Annotated in this window: 20 protein-coding genes; 15 read left to right on the forward strand and 5 right to left on the reverse strand. The window is 39.1% G+C overall.

Annotation, left to right across the window (positions count from 1 at the left end; all coding sequences use genetic code 11):
- Position 1: 1 nt before the first annotated feature.
- Together ACULEU_RS03455 and prmC are read left to right on the forward strand one after the other, a co-directional pair.
- Complete coding sequence (locus ACULEU_RS03455; RefSeq protein ID WP_445454058.1) at positions 2-487, forward strand: GNAT family N-acetyltransferase; 486 nt, start codon at positions 2-4, stop codon at positions 485-487.
- Positions 488-1,339, forward strand: coding sequence for a peptide chain release factor N(5)-glutamine methyltransferase (gene prmC, locus ACULEU_RS03460; protein ID WP_445454059.1), 852 nt, complete (start codon positions 488-490; stop codon positions 1,337-1,339).
- 13 nt (positions 1,340-1,352) lie between these two features.
- Here prmC and ACULEU_RS03465 read toward each other — a convergent pair whose 3' ends face one another.
- The gene (locus ACULEU_RS03465; RefSeq protein WP_445454060.1) at positions 1,353-2,597 is read right to left on the reverse strand and encodes an ABC transporter permease; all 1,245 of its coding nucleotides are present in this window, start codon (positions 2,595-2,597) and stop codon (positions 1,353-1,355) included.
- A 158-nt stretch (positions 2,598-2,755) separates the two neighbouring features.
- Between ACULEU_RS03465 and hisS the strand changes: the two genes are divergently transcribed.
- Complete coding sequence (gene hisS / locus ACULEU_RS03470) at positions 2,756-4,114, forward strand: histidine--tRNA ligase (RefSeq protein ID WP_445454061.1); 1,359 nt, start codon at positions 2,756-2,758, stop codon at positions 4,112-4,114.
- A 206-nt stretch (positions 4,115-4,320) separates the two neighbouring features.
- Here hisS and ACULEU_RS03475 read toward each other — a convergent pair whose 3' ends face one another.
- From ACULEU_RS03475 to ACULEU_RS03490, 4 genes are all read right to left on the reverse strand, one after another.
- Entirely contained in the window at positions 4,321-12,663 is an 8,343-nt protein-coding gene (locus ACULEU_RS03475) for a choice-of-anchor D domain-containing protein (RefSeq protein ID WP_445454062.1), read from the reverse strand.
- A 456-nt stretch (positions 12,664-13,119) separates the two neighbouring features.
- Positions 13,120-13,365 (reverse strand): hypothetical protein, encoded by a 246-nt coding sequence (locus ACULEU_RS03480; RefSeq protein WP_445454063.1) that lies wholly within the window; start codon positions 13,363-13,365, stop codon positions 13,120-13,122.
- A 1-nt stretch (position 13,366) separates the two neighbouring features.
- A complete protein-coding gene (locus ACULEU_RS03485) occupies positions 13,367-13,879 on the reverse strand; it encodes a hypothetical protein (protein ID WP_445454064.1) in 513 nt (170 codons plus the stop codon).
- Complete coding sequence (locus tag ACULEU_RS03490) at positions 13,876-14,580, reverse strand: S24 family peptidase (RefSeq protein ID WP_445454065.1); 705 nt, start codon at positions 14,578-14,580, stop codon at positions 13,876-13,878. Before ACULEU_RS03490 ends, ACULEU_RS03485 begins: the two co-directional genes overlap by 4 nt.
- Positions 14,581-14,685: 105 nt before the next feature.
- On the opposite strand from ACULEU_RS03490, the gene ACULEU_RS03495 reads away from it, so the two are divergent.
- The 12 genes from ACULEU_RS03495 to ACULEU_RS03550 all read left to right on the forward strand — a co-directional run bounded on the left by ACULEU_RS03495 (position 14,686) and on the right by ACULEU_RS03550 (position 21,218).
- Complete coding sequence (locus ACULEU_RS03495) at positions 14,686-14,901, forward strand: hypothetical protein (RefSeq protein ID WP_445454066.1); 216 nt, start codon at positions 14,686-14,688, stop codon at positions 14,899-14,901.
- The gene (locus tag ACULEU_RS03500; RefSeq protein ID WP_445454067.1) at positions 14,901-15,119 is read left to right on the forward strand and encodes a hypothetical protein; all 219 of its coding nucleotides are present in this window, start codon (positions 14,901-14,903) and stop codon (positions 15,117-15,119) included. Before ACULEU_RS03495 ends, ACULEU_RS03500 begins: the two co-directional genes overlap by 1 nt.
- A 76-nt stretch (positions 15,120-15,195) precedes the next feature.
- Positions 15,196-15,462: a hypothetical protein gene (locus tag ACULEU_RS03505; protein WP_445454068.1), complete on the forward strand. Its 267-nt coding sequence runs from the start codon at positions 15,196-15,198 to the stop codon at positions 15,460-15,462.
- Positions 15,441-15,590 (forward strand): hypothetical protein, encoded by a 150-nt coding sequence (locus ACULEU_RS03510; protein WP_445454069.1) that lies wholly within the window; start codon positions 15,441-15,443, stop codon positions 15,588-15,590. The genes ACULEU_RS03505 and ACULEU_RS03510 overlap by 22 nt, the downstream gene beginning before the upstream one ends.
- Positions 15,587-15,730 carry a hypothetical protein gene (locus tag ACULEU_RS03515; protein WP_445454070.1) on the forward strand — a complete coding sequence of 48 codons (144 nt, stop codon included), beginning with the start codon at positions 15,587-15,589 and terminating at the stop codon, positions 15,728-15,730. The genes ACULEU_RS03510 and ACULEU_RS03515 overlap by 4 nt, the downstream gene beginning before the upstream one ends.
- Positions 15,731-15,875: 145 nt before the next feature.
- Entirely contained in the window at positions 15,876-16,871 is a 996-nt protein-coding gene (locus ACULEU_RS03520) for an ATP-binding protein (RefSeq protein WP_445454071.1), read from the forward strand.
- Positions 16,871-17,755, forward strand: coding sequence for a DUF1351 domain-containing protein (locus ACULEU_RS03525; RefSeq protein ID WP_445454072.1), 885 nt, complete (start codon positions 16,871-16,873; stop codon positions 17,753-17,755). Before ACULEU_RS03520 ends, ACULEU_RS03525 begins: the two co-directional genes overlap by 1 nt.
- Positions 17,748-18,494, forward strand: coding sequence for a hypothetical protein (locus ACULEU_RS03530; protein ID WP_445454073.1), 747 nt, complete (start codon positions 17,748-17,750; stop codon positions 18,492-18,494). The genes ACULEU_RS03525 and ACULEU_RS03530 overlap by 8 nt, the downstream gene beginning before the upstream one ends.
- On the forward strand, positions 18,494-18,778 hold the full coding sequence (locus ACULEU_RS03535) for a hypothetical protein (protein WP_445454074.1): 285 nt from the start codon (positions 18,494-18,496) through the stop codon (positions 18,776-18,778). The genes ACULEU_RS03530 and ACULEU_RS03535 overlap by 1 nt, the downstream gene beginning before the upstream one ends.
- Complete coding sequence (locus tag ACULEU_RS03540; RefSeq protein WP_445454075.1) at positions 18,778-19,173, forward strand: hypothetical protein; 396 nt, start codon at positions 18,778-18,780, stop codon at positions 19,171-19,173. Before ACULEU_RS03535 ends, ACULEU_RS03540 begins: the two co-directional genes overlap by 1 nt.
- A gap of 23 nt (positions 19,174-19,196) precedes the next feature.
- Positions 19,197-20,597, forward strand: a complete 1,401-nt coding sequence (locus ACULEU_RS03545) for a DUF4097 family beta strand repeat-containing protein (protein ID WP_445454076.1) — start codon at positions 19,197-19,199, stop codon at positions 20,595-20,597.
- A 12-nt stretch (positions 20,598-20,609) separates the two neighbouring features.
- A complete protein-coding gene (locus ACULEU_RS03550; RefSeq protein WP_445454077.1) occupies positions 20,610-21,218 on the forward strand; it encodes a hypothetical protein in 609 nt (202 codons plus the stop codon).
- The last annotated feature ends 32 nt before the right edge of the window (positions 21,219-21,250 follow it).

Genomic DNA, 21,250 nt, shown 5'->3' on the forward strand with positions numbered 1-21,250 from the left:
AATGAAAGGTATCATCATAAGAGAAATTCAACCTCAAGACAATCCGCAGATTGCAGCCGTAATTCGGGAAGTTTTTATCACTGACGATTATCCCAAAACCGGAACAGCCTTTGCTGACCAGCAATTGGATTGTATGTTTGAAGCTTATGACAAACCAAGAGCCATCTATTTTGTTGTAGAAGAAAACGATAAAATTGTAGGCGGTGCGGGAGTTGCGCAGTTAGACCATTCGAAAGAAAATATAAGTGAATTGCAAAAGATGTATTTCTTGCAACAAGCACGAGGCAAAGGAATTGGCAGCCAAATGATTCAAAAATGTCTGGAAAAAGCAACGGAAATGGGATATGAAAGATGTTATCTCGAAACCTTACCCGAAATGGAAACGGCCCAACATTTATATAAAAAAGCCGGATTTGAGTATCTTTGTGAACCTTTAGGAAATACGGGACATACTACCTGTCCGGTTTGGATGATAAAACAACTTTAAATGGTATTAAACGAGTACAAACATATTTTTAGAGAAGCATTACAATCTATTTATGATGAACAGGAAGTGGACAGCTTCTTTACTCTTGTATTAGGTCATTTGCATGGTATGACTCGTGTCGATTTAGCACTCAATCCAAATACAACTATCGATTTCACTCATTTAAGAAAATGGAAAGACATCGTTTCTGATTTGAAAAAACAAAAACCAATACAATATATATTAGGTGAAACCGAATTTTATGGCTTACGTTTTTTGGTAAACAAAAGCACCTTGATTCCTAGACCCGAAACGGAAGAATTAGTGGAGTTGATACTAGTCGAAAGTCAAAAGTCAAAAGTCGAAAGACCAAGGATTTTAGATATTGGTACAGGAAGTGGTTGTATCGCAGTTTCGTTGGCGAAGCATATTCCGTATGCTGAAGTTACAGCAATTGATGTTTCCCAGAATGCCTTGGCAACTGCACAAGAGAATGCTCGACTCCATAACGCCAATGTCTCTTTTTTAATGAAAAATATTTTGGAAACAGAAGATTTAGAGCAGCAATTCGATATCATTGTCTCGAATCCACCGTATGTTCGGAATTTAGAAAAAGCCGAAATTAAACCGAATGTTTTAGAACATGAACCGCATTTGGCTCTGTTTGTAGAAGACACCGATGCATTACTTTTTTACAGAAAAATTACCGAATTGGCTAAGAAAAATCTAAATCAGAATGGAAAATTGTATTTCGAAATCAACCAATATCTCGGTAAAGAAACGGTAGCATTGGTAAAAAGTTATGGCTTTAAAGAGGTGCAATTGCAGCAAGATATTTATGGTAATGACCGAATGATTCTTGCGTCGCTTTAAAAATAAATACTGACTATTCGTAGCGTAAAGCTTCAATAGGATCAAGTTGGGCTGCTTTTATCGCAGGATACGAACCGGAAACAACAGCTACTATAAAAGTGGTAATTACAGCCGCTATAATCGCTAGCCACGGAATGACAAAACTAAAATCGATGGCTACTGCAATCAAATAGCCTGTGAGTATTCCGAAAATAATCCCTACCAATCCTCCAAGTTGACCAATGATCAAGGTTTCTACAAAAAACTGAAAAGCAATCGTACTTTTCTTAGCGCCCAATGCTTTTCGAACTCCGATTTCACGGGTTCTTTCGGTTACCGAAACCAGCATGATGTTCATAAGCGCTATGGAAGAACCAAAAATAGTAATGATACCAATAATCCAAGCCGATAGACTTAATACATCGGTCATTTCAGCGATTCTATTAATCAAATCATCACTGCGGGAAATACCAAAATTATTGTCTTCTACCGGATTCAGTTTGCGTACTTTTCGCATTGTAATAATCGCATCATCAACGGCCTCATTCAACAATTCGTTTTTTTCAATCATCGTGCTGACCGTATAATTGATATTGGGCATCGAAAACATAGATCGTGCTACTTGAATCGGAATCAGCATTCGCAAATCTTGACGATTTCCAAACGTAGAGCCTTTCTCTTTCAATACGCCAATAACTTTAAATTTGGCCCCGCGAAGGGATAAGGTTTTACCAATTGGATTGACATCTTTCAACAACCCTTTGGTCACAAAATCAGAACCAATAATACAGGAATAGGTATTGTTTTGAATGTCGAAAGTGTTGAAAATTCTACCTTGGGTAACTTCCAAACCAGAATTAGCCGTAAAATACTCATCAACACCCATCACCATAACTTCCGGATCGGTTTTTTGATTGTCGTATTTCACTTCGGCCGCAGCAGTTGCCGTAAAGGATAACGAAGTGTGCGTCAGCGGATAATTGAAACTTTCCTTAAAGGCTTTCGCTTGAGGATAAGAGATAATAGGATTGATTTTTTCGACTTCATTACCGCCGTGTTGACGGTTGGTATTTTCATATTGATTGATGTTGAACGTATTCGAACCCATCGAGGCAAAATTACTCGATAAGGTATTTTGTAAAGCCGAAACTACCGTTAAAATACCCACCAAAGCCCAAATTCCTAGAGCAATAATCAATATCGTTAAAACGGTGCGCAACAATTGCGTCCGAATCGAACTGGTTGCTATTTTTATATTTTCTCCGAATAATCCAATCATAACGGTAATTTGACACTAAAGTACAGCTTTTGTTACAAGAATATCGACATTGGTATCGAAAATAGTGCTAAAAAATATGATATTTGCAGTAAAATATCAGATATTAAACATCAGATATTAGATATTTAAAATCTAAAATTTAATATTTCAAATAAAAAATGGCATCAAAACCAAGTATTCCGAAAGGCACACGCGATTTTTCACCGGCAGAAGTTTCCAAACGCAACTATATCATTTCCATCATGCGACATCATTTTGAAATGTATGGATATCAGCCTATAGAAACGCCGTCGTTCGAAAACTCGGATACCTTGATGGGAAAATATGGTGAAGAAGGCGACCGTTTGATTTTTAAAATATTGAATTCGGGAGATTATTTAGATAAAGTTGCTACCGATGAATTGCAAACCATCAATTATAAAAAATTAACTAGCAAAATATCTGAAAAAGCCTTGCGTTACGACTTAACCGTGCCGTTTGCAAGATATGTGGTGCAACACCAAAGCGAGATTGAATTTCCGTTTAAGCGGTATCAGATTCAGCCGGTTTGGCGTGCCGATCGTCCACAAAAAGGGCGTTTTCGCGAATTTTATCAATGCGATGCTGATGTTGTAGGCTCTAAATCGTTGTGGCAGGAAGTGGAGTTGGTACAGTTGTACGATTCGGTTTTTGCCGATTTAGGGTTGGAAGATGTAACGATAAAAATCAACAACAGGAAAGTATTGTCGGGAATTGCTGAAGTAATTGGCGCGTCTGATAAACTCATCGATTTTACAGTGGCTTTGGATAAGCTGGACAAGATAGGAGAGGAAGGCGTGAAAAAAGAAATGCTTGAGAAGGGTATTTCGGAAGCCGCTTTGCAAAAAGTACAGCCGTTATTTCATTTCACGGGAACCATTTCGGAAAAACTAGAGAAGTTATCCGGGATGCTTTCTACTTCAGAAGAAGGCAAAAAAGGCATTGAAGAACTACGTTTCATTTGTGACAACGTTACTAAACTTGGTTTACAACAAGCGATTTTAGATTTGGATGTAACCTTAGCGCGCGGCCTGAATTATTATACTGGAGCTATATTTGAGGTAGCTGCTCCAAAAACTGTAGCTATGGGTTCCATCGGCGGCGGTGGACGATATGACGACTTGACCGGAATTTTCGGATTGAAAGATATGAGTGGTGTGGGAATTTCGTTTGGACTAGACCGCATTTATTTGGTTTTGGAAGAACTGCATTTATTCCCGCAAACGGTTACTACGGGTACGAAAGTATTGTTTTTAAATTTTGGTGAAAGCCAGACTTTTGAAGCCATGAAAGCGATAACAACTTTGCGAAGTCATAATATTAAGAGTGAAATGTATCCTGATGCGGCCAAGATTGACAAACAGTTTAAGCACGCAGAACGCAGGGGAATTCCGTTTGTGGTTAAGGAAATGGTAGGTGCTGACTTTATCTTAAAAGACATTCAGAGTGGCGAGCAGTTTCAGATGGATTTTGCTACGCTGATGGCAAAGCTGGGTTAAAAAAGACTCCCTGATAACGACTAACGTTCTCGCTAGCCCCGATGGGAGCGGCACCGAAGTACAGCGGACAGCGGGAAGAGATTTCCTAAACAAGAAAGGGTTGTGCTTCTTATTTTTAAAATACAATGTTTATAATAAACAAAAAATCCCCGACTAGCGGGGATTTTTTATACAATGCATTTAGTGTCAAATAAAAGCAAAATAGATTATTTTTTTACCAAGATTTTTTTAGTGATTTCACCGCCGTCAGTGGTAACTTTTACAATGTAAGTTCCTGTGCTGATGTCTGAAACCTTAAGTTGGATATCGGCTTGGTCTTGGTTTTGGATGTTCCAATCTGTTATTTTTTGTCCCAATAAGTTGAACAAAGCAACTGATTTTACCGTTACTTCTTGTAATGGATTTTTGATGTTAATCATGTTGTTAGACTGTGAGTGTGTCACTGCAATACCATGATTTGCTTCGTTTTCACCAGTTCCAAGAGCTGTACCATCAGTGAATCTTAAAGTAAATCGAGTTTCATGAGTTCCCGCAGGAAGATTTACTTCATAGCTTTGTGATTTGATACTGTTATAGGTATTGGTCACATTGTCATGGATATAGATTTCTTGATTTTCATCAAAATTCTCTAAACTGTCTAGTTCAAAAGTAACGTTACCTGATGTTGCATTTTTAACTCCAATAGGATAAATATTGTTCACATTAAAGAATCCATCACCGTTGATATTTAATTTGTCAGTACCGTTGATAAAGTACATGTCATTGGTCAATACCTCGATGCTTAATCCATCATAACCATTATCGTATCCAGAAGTAGCATATTGATTCATGAATCCTAACAACGTTTGTCTGTGATAGTTGTCTGTTGAATTGTATCCAAGACGTAACTTCATGAACTCTTCCTGAACAAATTCGTCCTGAGCATTGTTCATAGTTGGATCAGGTTCAGATGTTACCGTATTATTATTCGATTTGAATAACGTATACGAGCTAACAGCATCATCTTCTTTAACGAATAATCTTTGACCGTTGTTGAAGGTAACTGAACCACCAGTAGCAGAACCAGTAACAAAGAAACCTTGTCCTACTGGGATAAATCGTTTAGCCACTTTGCTACTAGAACCTAATCCATTGGAATCAGGATGTGCTACAGGAGCAGTTCCACCCGTTTTAGTGTAGGCACCGTAACCTCCTTGATACTGAATAGTATTATGAGAAGAGTTGGTGTTAAAGTGTTCCCAGAAATACAATGTACCTACAATACTCAAAGCATTGTCGTCAATAAACTTATCAGCATCAATAGCAGATGGATAAGGATTACCACATAAGTTTAAGTTAGTAGGGCCAACAGTTGAGGTAATAGTACCACTGTTTGGTTTTCCAACGAAAGTATAGTTTTGGTTTGCAGTCGCTGCAGCAGAACCTTTCATGGTGAATCCTTGAGCAGGTAATAATGTTCCGTTTTGTCCAACAGAACCCCAGTTAGCATATGCGTTTGATGAGTTTTGGAATTTAAATATCCAGTAACTACTCAAAGTAATTGGCGATGTAGCTGCACCATTGATACCTGTTGTCCATTGTATGTTTTGAGGTGAACTAGCATTAGTTCCGTCTTTCATTACGCCAGCTACAGTAAACCCGTGATTGTTTGTTGTAGCACTTATTGAGCTTACTGGAGATGACCAATAGTTATAGTTAAATCGGTTCGACTGACCTTGTTGGTCTCTTTCTAGAGAACCTGCACTTGTAACATCTAATTCGGAGTTCGCGGTTTGGATTAACTGTGATTTTCCAACCAAGTCGATTTTACCATCCAATTTCAAATACCAGTCGTTTTGAAGTTTAGTATCATTAGTCATATTAATCGTTACTCCTGGGTCAACAAATAAAGCTAAATCTGTACTGTTAGCAGTTTCAGTAATATTGTGTCTTACCTGAATGATAGAATAATCAAAATCTAATACATCTAAACCTCTAATGTCTCTTGAAGCGTCATTTACAGCGTCAGCAAAAGTACCCGTTCTAGCTGTTGTAAATGGCATTGGTGCTTGTTGGTAATCTATCAGTTTATGGTTGTATAATTTCATTCCGGTTCCTGAATCTATCGCAGGGGTTGTTAGATTGTCTACAATATCATCTTTGTAAGTATCCATTCTGTAGTATCTCAATACGTTAGTGAAAGGCAATGAACCAATATCTCTTGGTACAATCGCACCTCTTACTTGCGAACCAGTGTTTTGTATTTCTTGATACACCATTCTTTCTAACTGTGTTGGTGTTAAGGCTACGCTGAATACTCTAACTTCGTCAATTTTACCTTTAAAGAAATTCGTGCTAGATGTAGCATTTTTACCTAAAGTAAGTTTGCTAGTATCGGCACCAATACTTCCTGAAAGCGCTACATTCGCAACTGATTTTCCGTTTAAGAATAGCGTTAAATTACCACTTGCATAAGTTGCAGCCACATGATACCATCTTGCTGTTGTCAAAGGCGTTCCAAAAGTTAAAGAAGTACCGTTTACAACTACCTGAAGCAATTTAGCACTTGTCACCTGTATTTTGAATCTATCCTGTCCAACAACGAAACCTGTTGAACTGAATGTAGGGTTTAAGTCAATCCATGCCATTAAAGTTGCATTAGATAATCCGCCAAGAATCGCTGAATCTTCTGCGTAATCATTTCTTCCGTCAAAATCTAAGAACAGTTTTCTGTCTAAGTCTCTAGGCGAACCTCTCAAGGCGTCGTTAGTATCAAAAACATTTAAGATACCATCTCTATCCGTGTCACCAGTTCCGTCAATTTTACCATCACCATTGATGTCAAAACTTCCGTAAAGACCAGTTTGTATATCATTAATACCGTCATCATTGGAATCTAATTGTAAGTAATCTGCAATACCGTTAGAATCACTATCCTGAGCATACGCTCTGAAAGTTGTTCCGAATACCGCTGAGTTATCATGAAGATTTAATAAACCATCACCTTCTGTATCTAAACCATCACCTCTACCATCACCATTGATGTCTCCGTCACCGTTTAATACGTTAGCTTCGTCAATATCAAATAAAGTATCGTTGTCACTATCTAAATCCAAGTGGTTGAAGATAGCATCTCCATCAGCATCTGGAATTACATAAGTACTACCTGAAATCATAGTTTCGATATAATCATTTAGACCATTAGTGTTAGCATCAACCCAAGTAGCAGCGCTACTTCTGTCCATAGTGGATTTGTTTCCACTCAAAGCTTTGAATCCGGCTTCTTCAATATCTGAAATACCATCGTTGTCATCATCCACATCTAATAAATCCGCTATTCCATCACCATCACTGTCAATACAGTTTTGGTTGATAATAATCTGAATATCATCAATAAAGTTTCCTACAGAAGGACTTCCTGATGAAGTAGAACCTGCTTGGAATGTTAAAACAATATTAGTTTGACCGGCAGGAATTGTGTAGGTGCCAGAATAAGACCCCCATGCTGTATTTCCATCTACCATTGTTACGATTGGAGTGGAAGCAATGGCAGTAGCCAAGTCTGGTCCAAACTTTACAAAAGCGGTATCTGTTCCACTTGGTGAAGAAGCAGAATATCTTCCTCTATGTTTAATTGACCAATTGATTGTTCCACCTGCTCCATTCAAACAGAAAGTTTGATATAGTATCCCAGCTACGTTTGCGTTTAACTCAGCAAATTGATTTCCAGCTGCTGCAGGAACTCCAGGACCAGAGAATCCATTAAAACCAGCGCTCCAAATTTCTATAAAAGGTTCTGCACTAGTTTGCCATCCAGTAACGTTAGCAGTAGGCTGAATACTAAAAGTAGAGGCTCCAATTACAGGCGCTTCAAAGCTACCGTTTACAAATGGGTCACTTATACAAGTACCACATTCAATAGTGTCTATAATACCATCGTTGTCATCATCAAGGTCTGTATTATTTTCAATTCCGTCGCCATCATTATCTAGTAAGCCTGTTCCTTGAATAGCAAAGTTGTATGGGTTTTCATCAGCATCATTATTAGTGATGTTGATTTGTGCTACTCTAGTAAATACTGCACTTGGATTAAAAGTTACCTGAAAAGTGGTACTCGATCCAGCTCCAATTGATAATGTACCAGGATTAGCTGTTATACTAAATTCAGAAGCATTAAGTCCAGTAATTGTAGGGTTAGCAATAGTCAATGCTAGCGAACCTGTATTTCTAATGGTGAAAGTTCGTGTTACTGTAGCAAGATTAATATCTGCTGGTCCAAAATCTGTACCGTCAGATACTGAAGTTACAGTATCGCCATCTGCAATAGATAAGCTTAATCCTTCTACATCAATTTCTCTTGGTACCCCAGTTCCTTGAATACTAAAGTTGTATGGGTTTTCAGAGCTGTCGTTGTTTACAATTGAAAACGTAGCAGAACGAGTTCCTATTGCTGTTGGTAAAAACGTAATAGTAACTGTTGTACTGCTAAATGCAGGTACTGAAGCAGCGGGTGGCGTAGTAACTGTAAATTCAGAGGCATTTGGGCCACCTATAGTTATAGCTCCTAATGTTAAAGCTATATTACCATTGTTAAATATGGTAAAAGTTCTTGTACCTGCTGTGGAACTAAAATCAGTCCAATCGGCAGTTGTTGGTGTAGCATCACCGTCTGTGATAGACGCAGCATTTCCTTGAATATCTATTTCTGGAATTACACCAAAACCTTGTATTGAAAAATCATAAGGGTTTTCGCTGCTATCGTCATTTACGATGCTAATTGTAGCAGTTCTTGTATTGATGGCATTTGGGGCAAATGTTACGACAAATGTAGTACTGCTGTTTGCGGCTACTGTAGCAGCAGGAAGAGTGGTAACTGTAAAGTCAGATGCGTGTGCACCTCCAATTGTTATTGTTCCAACTGTCAAAGCTATATTTCCAAGGTTGCGAATGGTATAAGTTCTAGTTCCAGCAACACTACTAAAATCAGTCCAGTCAGAAGTTGAAGGTGTACTGTCTCCATCAACAATGGTTACCGCATTTCCTTGAATTTCTATTTCTTGCTGCACTCCAGTTCCTTGAATGTCAAAAGCATATGGGTTTTCGTTTCCGTCATTATTTACTATTGAAATATTAGCTGTTCTAACACCAACTGCTGTAGGGGCAAAAGTTACTACAAAAGTAGTGCTTGCACCAATGGCTACTGTAGCACTTGGAGGAGTGGTAACGGCGAAATCGCTTGCATTAGTTCCTGAGATTGTTATGGCACCGACAGTCAATAGTGAACTTCCAGCATTACGGATAGTGTATGTTCTAGTTGGGTTAGTCGTTCCAAAATCAGTCCAGTCAGAAGCAGATGGCGAATTATCACCATTAGCTATTGATGTAGCATTTCCTAAAATATCTATTTCTGCAAAATTTACGGTAGCAATTACTGCTGTTCTTGGTGAGGATTCACAAATTCCGTTAACAGCTGCAACATAAAATGTAGTTGTTGATGAGATTACTGGAGTTGTAAAACTCGTTCCAGTTCCTAACGCAGCACCACCAGTTGGGTTAGCATACCAGTTTAATGCACCGCCAGATGCAGTTGCACCTAATAATACAGTTCCGGCTCCTGTTCTTGATCCTGGTGTTGTACCAGTAACGGTTACAGATGGAGTTATTGTCAATGCTTTCGTTGATGTTGTATTACCACAAGGAGAGTTTCCAAAAGCGGTAAGCGTTAATGTTACACTTCCTGCTGTTATATCTGCCGCACTTGGAGTGTAAGTACAAGTTGTTAATGAGTTAGCATTTGTAAAAGTACCCGTACCACTTGATGTCCAAGTCACCGAAGTTTGATTTGTTGCACTAGACCCTGTAGTAATATTTACTGCACCAGTAGCTGAACAAGTAGTTACAGCAGTTCCGGCTACTGCGGTTGGAGTATTGTATATAGTCAACGTTTTTGTTGATACTGCTGGAGGACATCCAGCATTTGTAGCTGTCAATGTTATAGTAACACCTCCTGCAGTTTTATCAGCAGCACTTGGAGTGTAAGAGCAAGCTCCTAATGAATTTGGATTGGTAAATGTACCAGTTCCACTGGATGACCAAGTTACTAAAGTATGATTTGTTGCACTTGCCCCTGTTGAAACATTTACAGTTGCTGTAGTAGCACAAACAGTAATGGTGCCTCCTGCAACGGCAGTCATGGCTCTACTAATATTCAAAGTTTTTGTTGAAGTAACATTTCCACATGGGGTATTCCCAAAAGCTGTTAATGTTAGTGTTACGCTTCCTGCAGTAATATCAGCTACACTTGGTGTGTAGGTGCAAGTCGTTAATGAGTTTGCGTTAGCAAAAGTACCTGTACCGCTAGATGTCCATGTTACGCTGGCCTGATTAGTAGCACTAGCACCTGAAGTTATATTAAAAGCTCCAGTAGACGAACATGTAATTGCCGTAGGTCCAGCAATTGCCGTAGCGGCAGGATTAATAGTTAATGTTTTAGTTGATACAACATCTGGACAACCTCCGTTTGTAGCGGTTAAAGTTATAATAACACTACCGGCTATTTTATCTGCAGCACTTGGAGTATAGGTGCAAGTTGTTAATGAGTTTACATCAGCAAAAGTACCTGTTCCGCTTGAAGTCCAAGTTATTGAAGTATGATTTGTTGCGCTTGCACCTGAAGTGATGTTCACAGAAGCTACAGTAGAACATGTGGTTACATTACCCCCTGCTGTAGCAATTATTGGACTTCTTACGAAGAATGTTTTTGTTGAAGTTACATTTCCGCAAGGAGCAATTCCGTTAGCTCTCAGTGTTAATGTTACACTGCCAGCTAAAATATCTAGTAAACTTGGGGTGTAGGTACAGGCTGTTAATGAGTTCGCATTAGTGAAAGTTCCAGAGCCACTTGATAACCAAGTTATTGATGAGTAGTTTGTAGCAGTCGCTCCAGCAGTTATGTTTACTGCTCCTGAAAGTGTACATGTGTTAATATCTGTCCCTGCAACCGAAGTTGTAGTTGTAATTGTCAAAGTTTTAGTTGAAGTAACTGTTGGACAACCTGCATTTGTTACAGTCAATGTTAAAGTTACGCCTCCAGCTGTTACATCAGCAGCACTTGGTGTGTAAGTACAAGTTGTTAATGAGTTTGCATCAGCAAAAGTACCTGTTCCACTTGATGTCCATGTTGCTAAAGTATGATTAGTTGCACTAGCACTAGTTGTGATGTTTACAGGTGTAGTACCACAAGTAGCAACGGCAGCACCCGCATTAGCGGTCATTGATTGACTAAGAGTCAAAGTTTTATTTGATGTTGCGGTTCCACATCCAAGATTTGAAGCAGTTAAGGTCAGAGTTACACTTCCAACTGCAATATCAGCAGCGCTAGGAGTATAGAGGCAACTTGTTGTAGAATTTGGGTTGCTGAAAGTACCGCTACCACTAGATGTCCACAAAATGGATGTTGCATTAGTTGCACTTGCACCTGGCGTAACGTTAATAGTACCACTACCACAAGCTGCAACAGCTGCTCCAGCATTTGCTGTTGGAATCCCTGGACTAACAACTATTGCTACAGAATTGAAAGAAGAGATAGCACTTGAACAATTAACTGATGTTAAGTTAGTAACAGTAACTGTTGTTGTTCCTACGTTCAAAAGAGATGTTGTAAAAATTCCATTTCCAGCATCACCTGAACCGATAGTCATGGTTGCTGTATTCCCAATAGCAGTTGTAGCTCCACTTAGGTTGTATGTAACGTTATAAACACCTTCTGGTAGAGAAGAAGATCCTGATTTAAGATTTACTGTTGCCGCTGTTGTTCCGCAATAAGGGCCAGTTGAAGTTGTGGCTACTAAGTTGTAAGTTGTACAAGTATAAGTGATAACCATGTAACCACCAGCACCATTTCCGCCGCCTGAAGTTCTAGTTCCTCCACCTCCACCAGCACCGTAATTAGTACCATTTGAACCTGAAGCATTGTTTGAAGTCGTACCATTACCACCGTTACCGGCCATACCACCACCACCAGCACCACCGCTAGCAACGGTTCCTGATGATCCTGCGCTGATTGTACCTCCGGCACCACCACCACCACCAGAACCTGAGTTTGTCCCAGTACCACCAGTACCACCAGCTTTTGTTCCGGCACCACCAGCACCACCAGCACCACCAGAAGCGTGTCTAGTACCACCAGCACCACCGGTCGCATTGATTGTAGTTGCGCCGAAGGTTGCAGTTGTTGTAGTCCCATTGGAACCATTTCCACTAGAACTTCCATTACCGCCATTACCAATAGTTATGGTGTAACTTGTTCCTGGTATAACAGTAACCGAGCTATTTAAAGTATAGCCACCGCCGCCGCCGCCGCCGCCGCCATGCCTGTTAGAGCTTCCTCCACGAGCACCGCCACCGCCACCTCCATAGGCTTCAACCTGAATGGATGTTACACCTGCAGGGGCAATAAATGTCCCGTTACTCGAGTAAGTTTGTGTACTTTGACCTCTTGACAATGAGGTGACTATTAATAAGAACATTAATAGTACTGATTTTTCTGATTTAAGTAATAATTTCTTCATAACTAGGGGTATTATGATTTTATTAATTAAATGGAAGTTGAACTCCATTTTGTTTTATTTGACATTTCAAAACTATACAGGATTTTTAAATATATCGATAAAAAGCACAAAAAAATCGATGAAATACATCTTTTGCTTATTTTAAAATGTAAAAAACTTACAAATAAATGAATATGTATTTCTTTAGGTATAGTTTTTTGAATCGTGAAATGGAGATTAAGAAATGCTTATGATGAAGTATGGGAATAAAAAAAAAGGTTTGGAAAGTTCCAAACCTTTTTTTGTAGCGAGAGGGAGATTTGAACTCCCGACCTCAGGGTTATGAATCTGAGTGTCCAATACTTTTGTCGATGTAATTACAGTGTTTACGGCAGTTGATTAATCTATTCTTGTTGTGTTTTTGATTTTATATTGTCTTTTTATATTGTCGGCAACAAAATTCTGTCAACCTTTATTTCATTTGGCTTTGGCCACTAAAATCATATTGTTTTCCACACCAAAAAACCAGTTAGGATTACCATTGTAAACTTTCCTGATCATGTGGATGTGTTCAATTCTGAAGTGAGATTCCTTTCTTTTTACTTTGCCCAGGTTCTGTTTGAGCATACCGATGGCAGCACAGAAGTCACTATCAAATTCTATGGCGCGAACTGACTTGAGCATTTCCATAAACTCTAGTACTCTTTGGTCAACCTCATCCATTTTACCAATCTTCTTTTTTTCCGGTCCCGTTGATATAGTTCTTCAGGCTTTCATTAAGGCCATTGAATAAACCAACGACATTGTCAAGTGCTTCCTTCGAACCTTTGCGCAGCTCTCCCTTTTTATTGTAGTAAATCTGCAGATCAGTATTAAGGGGAAAATCAAAGCTTCCAGCGCTATTGCTTAACTTCAAATCGATAGGGTCAAACTTGTATTTCCCATCCTTGAAAGATATCTCAATAGTATAGGTACCATCTGCGCAAGCTCCACCAAAACAGTTGAAGTCTTTCTTGAATCCTTGTAACCGGATTTTCTCATTTTCGATTGTCATCTTAATGACTTCATTCGGGTTAACGTAGTTTTCCTTTATCCAGTTTACGGCCTTTGGATATATCTGAGGTGCTGTACCGTTAACATCAGCAGTTACATAGTCCGTAATCTTATTTGACCATTCGAACTTGTCTTGAGCGTAAATTGATGAGCTGAGCATCAATAGGAATAATAGTTTTTTCATCTTCGTTTTCTTTTTTGTTGAACTTCTACAATATTAAATATCTGCTGCACATCTTTTAGGTGTACATCGTAATCCTGATAATATGAGTTAAGTGAGTGCAGAGTCAATATTCCTCTCTCTACATCATGCTTAACTATTCGCTTGGCCACAATTCCCTTTTCCCGGTGCACAATGACAAAGTCCCAACTGTTGATGTGCAGTTTGTTTCTCCAGTGCTCTTGCTTAACGTTTCTACACAATAGTATTGAGCCATCAGGAATGCTTTCTTCAGAATCACACTCCATACTATCTCCTTTGGCTTGAAAGCAGAGATACTCTCCTTTGTATTCCTTATCTAATATAAAAGGAATTCTCGGAAGTGTTTCCATATACTCACGATCTCCATAGCCATTCATATAACCTGCATAGGCATATTGGTTCACAAGTGGCACCTCCATAATACTAGAGCGTAAACCATCCAAATGCGATACTTCTATGTCATAAGTGGACTGAGTTTCGTTAACTACACTTTGTGCGCTTCTGTGCGCATCTAGTTTTTGCTGTAAAAGTAGTGCAGTTGCTTCTTGCATGTTCCTATCTCCCTTTTCCCAAGACTGGACAGTACGAAGCTTGGCGTGGAGTAGTTCTCCAAACGCTTCTTGAGTCAAGTCTAGTTCTTTCCTCGCTGCTTTAATATCCTGCGGGGTCAATGTTTCTGCCATGTTGAAAAGTTTTTATGCACAAAGTGTAAAAAAGTGCGCAAAATATTTTTTTATATGCACAAAGTGTGTACTTTTGTCTATATGTACGACCAAATATACACAAAGATGATTAAAGTATCTCAATTGATTTTAGAAAAACTGCTGAATGACAAAAATTTCAGATTAAATACAGCTTTGGCTTTGAACATTTCTGAGCGTTCAGTAGAGAGATTAGCAGAAAGACAGTCAGACAATCTGACTAAGATGGCAGCGGTTAATTTTTACCGAAGCACTGGATTGACAGATGAGCAGATTTTCGAATCCGAAACACAAAGTGCGTAATGAACACCACACAACAAATAGAATTCTTCAAGAAGCAGGAAGCTTCAGCAAAGCAAATGAAAGATGTTGCGTTGCAGAATTATCAATTAGCTGCACAAATCGAAAGTGAAGCAAAAAGCGCCTTGGCTTTGTTGGGAGCTAAGTCAGGGCGCACCCGAAAGGGGATTCAGTTATCTCCTGAAGCACAACTTAGAATTCAATCAGATTTAATAAAATAAAAAAACCACCTCGAGCAAGAAGTGGTTTTACAATCAAATTTTAATTAACGCCGAGCAAGGCATAATCAAATAGAACATGACAAATATAAATCAAAATTTCGACATAACAGTATGGTACCGTTTTGTTGTTGCTGGAGAGCAAGAAAAAGACTTCGATACTCATAGCATTTCTGCACCAAATGTTCAGGAAGCTGTAAACAAAGCCTCTGATTTATACAATTCTCATAAAGCTATTCCATTCAGCTATGAGTATCAAGGCCAAAAATACAGTCCGACCAATTTCACTAAAGAAGATTTGTTTAACCTAACACAACCTGACCAATGTCTACAACTATCGAATTAAAACAAACTCCAGTTGCTCACCACAACAAAATGACCAAGACAGTAACCATAACCGCAATGAAATATTGCGTAGTGGAGAGTAAAATTCTTAACGGAGTAATCATCAAAACTAATCTCTTTTTGTCATGATGAATCTATTCAAACCTCAGCAAAGAACTATTGAAGAAAAAGCAAAATTCTTCGAGAAGATGGCACTTATTTTATTTGGTACTGTAGTAGTTCTATTAATAGTGTGCGGAGTTCTTCTCGTAGCCTTAGACATCAAGTAATGGAACTATATAAGGACATAATGATAATCGTTTGGTGGTGCTCTTTAATTGGCCTCATCATAGCAGTTCCAACGCTGATATTCGTTTGGTGGTGGATAGAGCAACTCAGAAATATAAATAATAAATAACAATCAAATTTTTTAACATGAGCTTAATTAGAAAGTCGAATGAACTTAACATTCAAAGCAGAATCAAAGGGTTGATATATGGTCAACCGGGTATGGGAAAAACAACCTTAGCGTTGTCAGCTCCCAAGCCATTATTGTTTGATTTCGATAATGGAGTACACAGAGTGAACTTTGCACATCTTGATGGTGTTGACACAGTTCAAGTTTCAAGCTATCAAGATTTCCTTGATGTTCTTGACAAAGAAGATTTATCCGGATACGAAACTCTTGTTATCGATACCGGTGGTAAATGTTTGGATTTTATGAGTGATTATATCATCAAGCAAAATCCGAAAATGGGTAAAGGAAACGGAAGCTTAACACTTCAAGGATACGGAGAAAGAAAAGGACTTTTCTCAGCATTAGTTAAGCGTATCTCTATCATGGGAAAACATATCATTTTTGTTGCCCACAGAGATACAAAAACAGAGGGTGACGAAACTCGTTATGTTCCTCAATTTGGTGGAAGCTCTTACGATAGTCTTGTGACTGAGCTTGACCTTGTAGGTTACATGGAAGCCAACGGCCGTGAAAGAACTATAACCTTTGACCCGACAAGCCGTAACGATGGAAAAAACACTTGTAATCTTCCATCAATAATGAAAATTCCAATCATCGTTGATGATAATGGAAACCCTACAGCTCCAAACAACTACTTCACTGAACACGTAATTAAAGCCTATGCCAAAAGACTTGATGCTTCAAAAGCTGCAGCAGAAAAGTATACAACATTGATTGCAGAACTAGAGCATGAGGTGGCCTTAATACATGATGCGGATTCAGCAAATGAATTCGTTGGTAGAATTGATGAGTTTGGACACCTTGGTAACTCTAAAGTTGTAGCTGGCCAATTGTTAATCAAACAGGCTAAAGCATTAAACCTTACTTTCAATAAGGAAAGCAAATTGTACGAAGCTGCAGCTCCAAAAGCTGAAGAGAAAAAAGAAGTTAAACCATCAAACTCTTTAGTATAATGGAAAGCATTAGTAACACACTAGTAATTCAAGAGAAAGACCTTGAATTAGTAATCAGCAGTCAGAAATTAGGAAGCTTAACTACCAACGCCAAAGACATCAAGGCGTTGGTTGAAAAGGCTCTTCCAAATTACGATGTGGCCAACTACAACGAAAGCAACATCGAACAGGCTAAGAAGGATAAGGCAATGCTTAACAACGCTGCAAAAGCCTTGAATTCAAAAAGAATTGAGCTTGAGAAAGAATTCAACAAACCTTTTGACGAATTCAAATCGCTAATCACTGACACTGTTAAACTGATCGGGGATTGTTCTGCCAAGATTGATAGTGTTGTAAAAGAAAGCGATGAAAAGGAAAAAGGATTCAAGCGAGATGCAATCATCGAATACTGGAACAGCAAAAATTTCAAGCTAGTTCCGATAGAAAAGGTATTCGATGATAAGTGGTTGAACAAAACCACTAAGATGAAAGACATTCATTCTGACATCGATTCTAAAATTGATAAAATCAATGATGATATCGTTACCATCGAAGCTATCGGAACCGATGTTGATCTTCTAAAATCTTTGTACCTGGACACGCTGAACTTGAATTCCACAATTCAATATGCCAACACTTTAAAGAACAACCGAGAGACTGCTCAGAGAGAAGCTAAAGAAAGAACAGCCAGTGTCGAATGTTCTCCTGAAGCAGTAGAGGAAGAAAATCCATTTAAGGAAAGTACAGAAGCTAGTACAGAAGTTCCTGCTACTACAGAAGCTCCTGATAAAAAAGCCTTGCACATCATCACAATGAAAGTGACAGGTACTTACGATCAGATGGTTGCTTTAAGCAATTTTATGAATGAAAATAGTATAACGTTCGAGAAGATAAGTAATGATTAGGTTCCAATTTTATGCTACACTTTTGGATGGTTTCGAGGGCTACATCAACAGCTCTCGAACCTACCAAGAGTACTGGGGATTTTCAGAAAATCCAAGCAAAACAGAAGAAGAGTTCGAGCAAGAACAGTTTCAGGGATTGATTGACAGAATCAATCGGGTACCATTCTCAAGCGAAGCAGCTGACAAAGGAACTGCTTTCAATGAAGTGATAGATTGTATCATTGACAATCGTACTTCTGACAAGATGATAATTAAATCATACAAGGAAAGCGGTTTTATTGCCGTGCAGTACAATGGCCATCTTTTCAACTTCCCTTTCGATTTGTGTATAGAGTTTGCTAAGTATTTCAAAGGCGCACTGACTCAACAATTCACTGAAGGTATTGTGCAAACTAAATACGGAGCAGTTCGTGTGTATGGTTACTTAGATGAATTACTTCCTTTCAAAGTAGCCGATATCAAAACCACTGGTAAGTATAGCGCTTTCAAATATAAGAATGGTTGGCAGCACATTGTTTATCCTTTCTGCCTTCAGCAAAACGGAATTGACATTAGTGAGTTTGAATACACTGTAACCGACTTTAAGAACACTTGGACTGAATTGTATGTATACAATGAAGAAAGAGACCTTCCAAAGCTTGTGCAACATTGTGAGCGTTTCATTGAGTTTTTGGAATTGAACCGTGATAAAATTACTGACTTGAAAATTTTCGGAATCGATAAAAGTGAAGTTGCGTAATGAATAAAGCGATTAAGAAAACCAAGAAAATTAAGGAGCATGTAACCTATAACAAGAAAGGCTTCTTAGCACCGGAAAGCATCACTTCAATGTCTGCTTATTTCACCAAGATTTACAAGAACGGAATGGCCATTATCAGGATATCAGACTGCAATAACACAATAAAGATTTGGAATGACATGAACGATAAAAAGCAGGTTGAAGAGATGCTTACCAAAATCGACACGCTTCAGGATGCTCTAGATAGATTCAAAAAAGAAATCATTTTAAAGAAAGGATTCTAATGAAAAACGAAATCGCTACAGCTGAGCAGATCAGCAGAGAACTTAAAATCATTCAATCGGTTATCGAGGTTGAAATGAATGAGGATATTCAGGAAGCAGTTGACAGAGGAAACTATTGCGCTGCACAAATTGCAAGAACCGGAAAGCTTTTGGCAGATGCTAAAATCCACCGCGACCGTAAGCTGAGTTCTGAGGTCATTGACAACCTTAAAAAGGTAACATCACTACCAGCGCTGACCGCTAACAAGTTTGTCGATGCAATCTGCTTCGATGAAAACTATTTGGTTAACTGGTGTGAACGAGTAAACAGAAGCTGCACTCATCAAATGGATTGGTGCAGAACATTAATCAGTAAAGCCAAAGCGGAAATGACCGCTTTCCCATCAGGAACATAACCAACAATTTAAAAATTTACAAGATGAAAATTACAGGAGATTTAATTATTACGAAAGAAAACCAAAGCGATTACAAAGACGTTACAGAAGTAACAGGTAACATCTACATCAGTGAGAATGCTACTGCGGAGTTCCCACAGCTGACTACTTCAGGTTACATCTACATCAGGGCGAATGCTACTGCGGAGTTCCCACAGCTGACTACTTCAGGTTACATCTACATCAGGGCGAATGCTACTGCGGAGTTCCCACAGCTGACTACTTCAGGTTACATCTACATCAGGGCGAATGCTACTGCGGAGTTCCCACAGCTGACTACTTCAGGTTACATCGACATCAGGGCGAATGCTACTGCGGAGTTCCCACAGCTGACTACTTCAGGTAACATCGACATCAGTGAGAATGCTACTGCGGAGTTCCCACAGCTGACTACTTCAGGTAACATCGACATCAGTGAGAATGCTACTGCGGAGTTCCCACAGCTGACTACTTCAGGTTACATCGACATCAGTGAGAATGCTACTGCGGAGTTCCCACAGCTGACTACTTCAGGTTACATCTACATCAGGGCGAATGCTACTGCGGAGTTCCCACAGCTGACTACTTCAGGTTACATCGACATCAGGGCGAATGCTACTGCGGAGTTCCCACAGCTGACTACTTCAGGTTACATCTACATCAGTGAGAATGCTACTGCGGAGTTCCCACAGCTGACTACTTCAGGTAACATCGACATCAGTGAGAATGCTACTGCGGAGTTCCCACAGCTGACTACTTCAGGTTACATCGACATCAGGGCGAATGCTACTGCGGAGTTCCCACAGCTGACTACTTCAGGTAACATCGACATCAGGGCGAATGCTACTGCGGAGTTCCCACAGCTGACTACTTCAGGTAACATCGACATCAGTGAGAATGCTACTGCGGAGTTCCCACAGCTGACTACTTCAGGTTACATCGACATCAGTGAGAATGCTACTGCGGAGTTCCCACAGCTGACTACTTCAGGTTACATCTACATCAGGGCGAATGCTACTGCGGAGTTCCCACAGCTGACTACTCAATTTGAAAAAATTGGATACACCTTTCCTGAAGGAAAGTTTACACCGGGAGTCTATTTGCTTTTGACAGAAAAAGAAATTGATTACTTGAAAAGACTAAAGCCAATTATTGCAAATGATAGACTTGTAATGTCAACGTGGCATCAAAATGATAACTGGAAGAACAAAACTACTGACCAGGTTATTAATGAATGTAACACTACACATTGTGTTGCAGGATGGATTCAAATTTTTGAAAAGGACAAATACAACAACATGACTGCTGAGCAATGTGGTAACACCTGTGCGCCAAACTTAGCACCTTTCTTTTTCAAAAGTGAGCAAGAAGTGGAAATCTTAATCAACACTTTATTCAGAAACTAATAAATTTTATATATGAACATTGTAATTAAAAAAGCGGGTATTCGTTCTTCCCTGTTCCTCAGCTATGAGTTCGAGCAAAAAGACATTGATGTGAACAACACAATCAAAACGACCTCAGATGCGCCAATTCATGACGACCTGAGAAATGCCTTCAGAGCATTAATCCCACACTTCGCATTCGTTACCGAAGAAGTTACTGACCTTAACTTAGTAGAGTCAGCTGTAGAAGCTCCTGAAAGTTACGTTGAGGACAGAGAGCATTCAGCATCTGAAGTTTTCTTTAAGTTCTATGTTTCCGACTTCTCAATCGACAACAAGAAAGGATTGAACATTGTTACACTTTCCGGAAACAAAATGCTTGAAAGTGGGGATGTAGTATCATTCACTGCTCCAGCGATTGATTTGGATGGTGGTAAGTACCAATTCAAAGCTCAGCTATCAGATTTGATGGAAAGACTAAAGGTTGAGGTCTTGGCATACATGCAAGGCAAACAAGCTCCAAAGCAACAAATGGAAATGTTCGAGAATCAAGAAGATGAAAGTAATGATGATCAAGAGAAAACAGTTGCACATAAAAACAAAAAGTCAACTAAGGCAACAGCTGAAGCTTTAGGAGACTAACCAAACCAAACAATCAAATTTTAATAGAGCAA

Source organism: Flavobacterium sp. 25HG05S-40, from assembly GCF_052654735.1.